A 7610-nucleotide genomic window follows, 5' to 3' on the forward strand; every position below is an offset into this window, starting at 1 on the left:
TGAAGCTGAATCTCTCAAAAAAAGATAATTATCTTTTCTGCTTAGACAGTCCGAACTACTGGGGTAACTATACATTTCCCTTCCTTTTTACCTTCTGTCATTAGTCCTTTTGACTCTAAAGTTCCATTAAAGTGATAGTTCACATCCATATAACTGTTGATATTATAGTTTTGAATGATGTTTTCAATAGAATCAATGTGAATTTTTGGTAAGCCTTTTTAGTCATAACCAACTGTCCAATGTTTACATAACTCCAATGCCTCCAGATCCTTATTTTTTGCAATTTTGTTAAGCAATTTATGCACACCAGTATACGACTTACTTATATCCCCTTTGAGATCATGTAGATGACAATATTTAATGGCATCTGTAAAATGATGAATACCCTTTACATACTCTTCCAAATCCATATAACGTAAACCAGAATAGCGTAATCCAAACCCCACTTGATCGTGTCTATTAATTTTCTTACACACCTCCATGTACTCATTGATCATTCTTAAAGCTTCAGTTTGATTTAAAAGACTGTCCATTTCTAATGGATTATTTTTATACAAAGCTGCGAATGCACGAATACAGTTACTATAAGCTGTTTTATTTGTATTTTTCTTTAATGTCTTAAGTGCTCTTTTTTCCCAAAACTTGACTTTATCAATATTGTTCTTGTTCCAATAATTATATATAATATGCTGATAATAACCGTAAGGTGGATAATCGACAGCAGGAACAAGACGATCATTTCTATCTCCATATTTTTTCATAAAACTGATCAGCATTTTTTCACCAATTAAATACCTCTCTTCAGCATCAACACTTGATATTTTATCATTATTCCAAGTCGAATTAGATGTATTTCCAATTGTATTTATTTTTTTATAATGCTCTTTAACAATTATTTCTTCAAGTGAGTAATATTTAAGTTGATTCTTGTAGATAGAATGCCAAGAAGAATCATTGATATTCTCCATAACTTGGTCCAACCAAATTATGCTATACTTTACTGCCAATTGATAATCTTTTGCCTTAATACTATTATTGTATAAAGCACTCAATGCCCATCGTATCGGGATATAACTCCCAATCTTTTTACGGTATTTGAAAGACACATTGAAGAAATAATCCGCCTCCTTATAATATTGTTTCTTAGACAATTCAGCCCCGATCTTAGAACTCACCACCGCTTTTACAAGAAGGCTATCTCTGTCTATTTGATTTACAATTTTTTTGTATTCTTTTATCACTAAAGGTATAGTGATATCATCACTCTTTATTTCAAGAGAATTACTAATAATTTTTACTTTAGAAAAGTAATCAATACTCTGCCCAGAGACAGAAAATAAAAGGATAAACTGTAATAAAAATGAAGTAATAATAGACTTGATCATTAGGAAAAAAAATTGAGTTTGCTTGATATTCTTTATCAAAGCTGTATTCAATAAAATACTAAACCTTGATAAAAGTAAAATTAGGTTTTTCTCAAAAAACAACTACCTTTTAGCAAAGAAAATTACAATTATGAATCATAATATATACCAGTCCCGCAAATGAAATTCAAATAATCAAAACGACTAGAATTTGGCTTGGCGGACGGGTTACGTCACACTCGACTTATATATAATATGTCCCTTATTATGCTTTTTTCAATATATTTTAATTTTTACTGCTTGAATAAATTAGTGTTAACCTTTCTTGAAAGGTGATAAAAAATCGTCACCAATATTATTTCTAGTAAAATCGAAAATATCACAAATAAATTTGCTTCAGGCATTATTTCAATGGTAGAACCCAATACAAATACACTTTCTATGTTTGAACCACTTCCCTCAAATGGAAATATTACTCCTTGTATAAAATTCCAAGAAAAATGCATACCTATAGCGATGTAAACAGATCTAAATTGATAGGCTGCATAAAAAAGTGATATCCCTGCCAAACTAATTAATAGTTGTAATCTAGGAAATAAAGATAAGTCTAAATGAAGAAATCCAAAAACTACAGAACTTATAAATCCCAATAGTAACAATCTAAAATTTAATGACTTATCACGGTCTTTAATCCACTTGCGAAGAAATAAGTATCTGAATAGATATTCTTCCACTATTGCGACAAATAAACAGTAGAATAAAGAATTGAAAAAACTCGTATACTTTAAATCTGAATTAATCAAATATTCATTGTCTCGGTATTCCGCTATAAAAAGTAACATAAAAGAGAATACCGATATAACTACACCTAACCCAAAAAGTAGTAGGTCCCCTTTCGTTATATTAAATTTAGATTTCATAAAGTTTATTTATTAATTTGTTCTAACGACTCGAGCATGGTATCTCAGACAGATTTCGTCACATACCTATTGAGAACTCTGCCCTCCCTTTTTGTAATACTTTATTTCCTTATTTTTTGAATAAATAGCTCTATAAATAATTCAAAGGTTTTTTCATCTGACATTTTCTTGGGAATTAGAAGCGTATCATTATCATCATTTAGATCAAAATAAAAAATTAGAAATGATTCTTGGTTAACAAACCCTTTAATATCATTCCATGACTTACATAATTCAAGTTTCCCATTCTCAAAGTATCTAATTTCCCTTTCATCAAAATCAATAAATACAGTTTTAATAAGTTTTAAATTATCAATACTTAGTTCTACACTTTTGATATTACTTTTAATTATTCTACGGTTGTTATACTTTAAATAAACGATCTTCAATAAGAAGATATTCCCGTATATTAAAGAAAGAATAGAAAAATTAAACCACCCCTTATTTAAGAATCCTAGAGCTAAAAAAATCATAAATAATAGGTATGAAAAAAAGATATGACTTTTCCATGATCGAACGGTTCTTTTCTCTTGATCTATTAGTATATCATGCATTTGCTGATACACGTATCTATACTCATGTTCGTCAAATTGTAGTTCTAATCTCATTTATAAAAAATATATACCCATAACCTAACGACTAAACTACGACCAGTGGTAGTAAAGCTAATGTTATCCTCATTTTACATATTCCATGAGAAGCACAATTTTTTCTTCATGGCATGAAGGTTCAAACCTATTCTTAATCGGTGAATATAAATCCAATTTGATAAATTCATTCCATTCAATCGAATTATAAACTGAACACAAATAATTTGTATGATAAATTTTATCTAGGTAGCTGATGATTGCAATAGCCCATTCAATTGATAAATCTTCGATAACTAATTTATTCTCATTTTCAATTAAATAAGCTATTTGTTGCTTAATAAATTTGATAAAGTACTCAGATGGACTGTCTTTTTTTAAAAAGCAATAAATTTATTAATGTATGCTCACCATGCCTAGTTCCTGGCTTATTTAAATACTTCTCAATTTCGGATGTTAGGACATACCTTTTTGATAAACCTATCATCCATGCAGAAACCTTACTTGGTCTCCAAGAATCATTAAGCAATTCGATTAATATCTCATCGCTTAATTCATTTCCTAAAGCTATTAATGAATTAAACAATTCTGTTATTTGGCTGTTTGTTCGTCTTATAAAGTTCATCCGCATCAAATCGCCATAATAAGGAATGATATATTTTGAATAAAGTTCTGATTCAGTCATTTTTTTGATGTTAACGATAAACTATGCTTTATGCGTCATTGTAAGGCGATTTTACTAATTAATTTTTATCAATTCAAATCCTCCAATTTCAACTGCATCGGCAAATGCAATCTCATTCTGATTATAGAAAATTTTTCCTTTGTCAAAAGGAATCATAGTCGTATCCATAAGAAAAAAATACTTTTTTTGATTGAAGGGGCTTAACTTACTCTCCGGGTAAATGTAGCTTTTCCATTCAATCGCTTTAACTAATACTTTTTCTGAACACATTGAGCCGTATTGAATTTGTATAAAGTTATTACCTGTTTATTCTAGTCATTTAAATTGATTTCTTTCGGGCGTTCCAAATTTTTATAGTCGCTAATGTTTTCATTCATCCCTGGAAGTTGCATAATGACAGGTTTCTTTTCATTTGTCCATTTTTGAGCCAATTCTAATCTATAATCACCTTTTTTATTTGGGTTCCATCCATCATTTAAACCTTTTCTTATCAATTGTGAAACCTGATTGGGTTTAATTTGGATAATCTGTTCTGGGCCTAAAAACCCGTCAATCAGCAATGTATGGCATTTAATAAACATACTGGAGACAGAATTATCCATAGATTGAATTACAATATTAATTGTTGCATCTCTTACGCTGCCTAATCCATATTCCTGTGCGTATTTCTTGAAATTGACGTTTAGCTCATTATCATCTTGTCTCCAATCAGATATTGGTTTTAACTTCGATATCTTATATAGAAACTTAATTCCATCTATTTCAATATTTCTACTTCCTTTTTTGGGAAAAGCCATCCTCTTTTATTTTTTATTGGTTAATTGGTTACATTAAATATAAACAATTACGTATAACGCATACTCCTTAAATTTCAAGAATAAACACCATCGCATATATCCATTAGAAAAAGCTTCCAACTCCCTTTCAAAAAATAGTTTGCTGTTAGATTGTTGAAAGACAGTTTCAATTTACATTTTAATGTATTACAAAACAAGATTTGGTTTTATATACCATCGTATTCCAATGCTTGTTGGGGCATTAAGTTCGTAACGAAAAAAGACTTCCCAAGTAATCGAAAAGTCCTTCCTAATTTCCATACAGCTGAGTGCTTTAAAATCCACTGCCTTTGTTCAACTAGAGTTTTATTTTTTGGTTCTGAAGACCAAACTATGCTCTAATTATTGTGCCTTCGTGCATTTTATTTCTTAAGAATTATGAAGTTTAGGTTTTGTACATTTGATACTAAAAATACTTCTTTGGTTTCGATTAAATCATCACTTTCTTGCTTAAACAATGAAATAGTTCGATGCCCACCTACTAAACCTTCTAAAGTGTATTCACCTTTCTCATTAGTAATTGTAAAATGAGTCTTACCACTCTCGATTACTAATCCACTCAATGGATTATTATCTGAATCTTTTACAATTCCTTTTAATGAGTAGGTATTAGGTTTAGTTTTTATTGTTCGTGCGAACCAATCAATTACGGAATCAGCATAATTTGAATCAAAAAGAAGCCACTTATCTGTATGTTCATGTGGTACAAACTCTGATGGAATATCGGGAATAACTGATTTTATCGGCACTAGGTTATATTGTATGCCAGCAAATTTATTAAGACTGTTTTCATCTATGTATTTTTTAGTTTCAAAGGTAGTATCACCTTCTTCCGTTTTTTGTGATATTAAACAGTTCCTGCCTTTTATTCGTTTAAACCTACTAATTGCAGCCTGTCTGTAACTGCCTAACGGTGTACCCCAGTCTGTTCCTTTCCATTCTTTAACACCATCGTAATGGTCGTGAGTGAAAAAGCCCAGCCAAACATCAGCTATTTCGTCGTTATATAATCCCAAATAATTGACACCAATAGCTCCTCTTGAGAATCCACAAAGAAAAACCTCAGAAGGATTTCCACCATACTCTGAACAAATTTGCCTAATATTCTTTAAAGCAAAAGAGATTGTCTCATCCTCATTTCCCCACCATTTTTTTACCGAAGTATTCCCACTAACATAAGGAAAAACAACCCAAATTGCTTCAATCTCTTTAGCTATTGCATACCCCAGATTTGCATCTTTTACTGCTCCTGTAGACCCAGAAGGTTTCCATTCATTTCCTGTATATTCAACAATGATTGGGTATTTTTTGCCAATTTGATAATTTTCAGGAAGATACATTGAATAATACACGCCTGTTCCTTTGAAATTTTCTGGAACCATCTTTACCCTTAATCCAGCTTTTGGTTTATCATTGGTCATATGAGGAACAATCAAGTTTTGGGCATTCCCTAACGTTAAACTTGAAATTAGTATAAATAAAGTCAGTTTGAAATTCATGTATAATTCTCTCTTTTTGGCATAAAGTATAGCCCAATGTTTTTGGTCACTTTTAGTCTATTAAACCACGATTTTTATACCGGTTTTCAGTCTTTTCTTCTTGGGATAACCTGCATTGCGGTTTAAATTCCATATAGCATAACTCTATTCTGGCTAACAAACGTACTTCCGAAGGATGTGTTTTGTTAGCTGTTATTAGCAATATGTGCTTTTTCTTTTATGATCTTGTTAATCTTCGGTTGAACAATCCATATTCCAATTGGGTAAAACCAAATCATAAAGAATTCACCTGCAAAATCACTAAATGACACTTTTCGCTGGAGTTCAGCTGTTTTAAAAGTTTTGGCTACAAAATATAGAGTGTAGAAAATGCAAAACATTGAAAAAAAATGAAGAGGAAGTATGATGGTAAAAATATCTGGGTTTGGTGCACCTGAAGTTAATGACGACATCAAGAATCCAAGAAAGAAGATAATGTAAACAACAGGAATCAGAAGAAAGAATTTAAATCTGCTGACTTTTAATTTTATCTCGTCAGGTATTACTCTTTGTAATCCAACAGCAACAGACCAAAACCAACCAAAAAACATCCCCATAGATAAAAGCATTATTATCGGAAATACTTTAAAGTAGTTAAACATAAAGTCGGGGGAAGGATTATCGTTCGACACAATATTTGCAAACATTGTCCCTATCATTATGAATTGAAAAATCATTGGTATTCCAAATGCTAAAAGGAATATTTGCCAATGTTTTGCGTTTAAAAATTTGTATATCATTTATTGTAATTTTTCTTTTTTTACACTACGGTGCGACTATGAAGCGTACTTTTTGTGTTGTGCCTGCGGCAAAAAAGTTTGATTTATACCATTGTTAGGGCATCGTGCTTTATTTGTGTCTCATAATCTCATATAATGGGTAAAGCTTTTTAAACTCCTTTAATATGGTTTCTTCAATTGATTGTTTCGATAGAATGTTATCAAGCCAATCTATATCCCTTCCTATAATAAAATAATTCTCATTTTTTTCTTCATTTGTAATACTTACCAATTCATCAGGAGTTTTTAAATTGCTAATTTTAGGTGCATTAGGGATATTTATCCAATAATCATCTCCAAGAGCAATAAAATGTTTAAAAAATTTATTCCTTATCGAAGTATTTTGCATCTGAGTCCTAAAGTGCTTTCTATCAATTATACTTCCCCAGTTTTTCCCTAATACTAACCAAATACCTATGCTACTCTCATGAATAATAACTTGAATTCTGATATTATTTATAAATGATTTTTCCTCTTTATTTGAATAAGTTTGAAGTTGTTCATATGATTTGCCATAGTGTAACCACATTGCATTTATATAGTTACCACTAAAGGGATTAAAAAAATGCCTACTTACAATTTCTCTTGATAGATGATGACAATGCAAATCCGTCAAACCATATTTACCAAACTGTTTATATATTCTAGTATGTATTTCTAGGAAACTGTCTTTTACTGATTTCCTGATTTTTTTTAAACTATCACTATTTATTCTATGATATTCTTGTCTAAAAATTTCATGTTGATTTTTACTAAAAAATTGACTTTTATCTATTGATACCTGTTTATTTAAATAACTGATCTTTCGCTCTCTTAAAATTTGCGAATAGTTAAAATATTAATAAGTAGATGCTAAATTAAG

The 7610-nt window shown here is 30.4% G+C and carries 9 protein-coding genes; all 9 read right to left on the reverse strand.

Annotated features, from left to right (window positions below; genetic code table 11):
* Positions 1-218: 218 nt before the first annotated feature.
* The gene (locus IC221_RS28935; protein ID WP_188172267.1) at positions 219-1385 is read right to left on the reverse strand and encodes a hypothetical protein; all 1167 of its coding nucleotides are present in this window, start codon (positions 1383-1385) and stop codon (positions 219-221) included.
* 272 nt (positions 1386-1657) lie between these two features.
* A complete protein-coding gene (locus IC221_RS28940; protein ID WP_188172268.1) occupies positions 1658-2284 on the reverse strand; it encodes a CPBP family intramembrane glutamic endopeptidase in 627 nt (208 codons plus the stop codon).
* A gap of 101 nt (positions 2285-2385) precedes the next feature.
* Positions 2386-2796, reverse strand: coding sequence for a hypothetical protein (locus IC221_RS28945; protein ID WP_188172269.1), 411 nt, complete (start codon positions 2794-2796; stop codon positions 2386-2388).
* 472 nt (positions 2797-3268) lie between these two features.
* A complete protein-coding gene (locus tag IC221_RS28950; RefSeq protein WP_188172270.1) occupies positions 3269-3595 on the reverse strand; it encodes a DUF6000 family protein in 327 nt (108 codons plus the stop codon).
* Positions 3596-3649: 54 nt separating this feature from the next.
* Entirely contained in the window at positions 3650-3865 is a 216-nt protein-coding gene (locus IC221_RS29710; protein ID WP_223241534.1) for a hypothetical protein, read from the reverse strand.
* Between the two features lie 41 nt (positions 3866-3906).
* Positions 3907-4392, reverse strand: a complete 486-nt coding sequence (locus IC221_RS28955; RefSeq protein WP_188172271.1) for a hypothetical protein — start codon at positions 4390-4392, stop codon at positions 3907-3909.
* Positions 4393-4793: 401 nt separating this feature from the next.
* A complete protein-coding gene (locus IC221_RS28960; RefSeq protein WP_188172272.1) occupies positions 4794-5930 on the reverse strand; it encodes a carboxypeptidase-like regulatory domain-containing protein in 1137 nt (378 codons plus the stop codon).
* A gap of 185 nt (positions 5931-6115) precedes the next feature.
* A complete protein-coding gene (locus tag IC221_RS28965; RefSeq protein WP_188172273.1) occupies positions 6116-6616 on the reverse strand; it encodes a hypothetical protein in 501 nt (166 codons plus the stop codon).
* 202 nt (positions 6617-6818) lie between these two features.
* The gene (locus tag IC221_RS28970) at positions 6819-7277 is read right to left on the reverse strand and encodes a hypothetical protein (protein ID WP_188172274.1); all 459 of its coding nucleotides are present in this window, start codon (positions 7275-7277) and stop codon (positions 6819-6821) included.
* Positions 7278-7610 lie beyond the last annotated feature (333 nt).

It is taken from the genome of Flammeovirga sp. EKP202, from assembly GCF_014534745.1.
Classification (GTDB): domain Bacteria; phylum Bacteroidota; class Bacteroidia; order Cytophagales; family Flammeovirgaceae; genus Flammeovirga.

Bases quoted from the DNA above. Each gene is read 5' to 3' on its own strand.
- IC221_RS28960 (WP_188172272.1), bottom strand. From the start codon at position 5,930: ATGAATTTCAAACTGACTTTATTTATACTAATTTCAAGTTTAACGTTA.
- IC221_RS28945 (WP_188172269.1), bottom strand. From the start codon at position 2,796: ATGATTTTTTTAGCTCTAGGATTCTTAAATAAGGGGTGGTTTAATTTT.
- IC221_RS29710 (WP_223241534.1), bottom strand. From the start codon at position 3,865: ATGTGTTCAGAAAAAGTATTAGTTAAAGCGATTGAATGGAAAAGCTAC.
- IC221_RS28965 (WP_188172273.1), bottom strand. From the start codon at position 6,616: ATGTTTGCAAATATTGTGTCGAACGATAATCCTTCCCCCGACTTTATG.
- IC221_RS28940 (WP_188172268.1), bottom strand. From the start codon at position 2,284: ATGAAATCTAAATTTAATATAACGAAAGGGGACCTACTACTTTTTGGG.
- IC221_RS28955 (WP_188172271.1), bottom strand. From the start codon at position 4,392: ATGGCTTTTCCCAAAAAAGGAAGTAGAAATATTGAAATAGATGGAATT.
- IC221_RS28935 (WP_188172267.1), bottom strand. From the start codon at position 1,385: ATGATCAAGTCTATTATTACTTCATTTTTATTACAGTTTATCCTTTTA.
- IC221_RS28970 (WP_188172274.1), bottom strand. From the start codon at position 7,277: ATGTGGTTACACTATGGCAAATCATATGAACAACTTCAAACTTATTCA.
- IC221_RS28950 (WP_188172270.1), bottom strand. From the start codon at position 3,595: ATGACTGAATCAGAACTTTATTCAAAATATATCATTCCTTATTATGGC.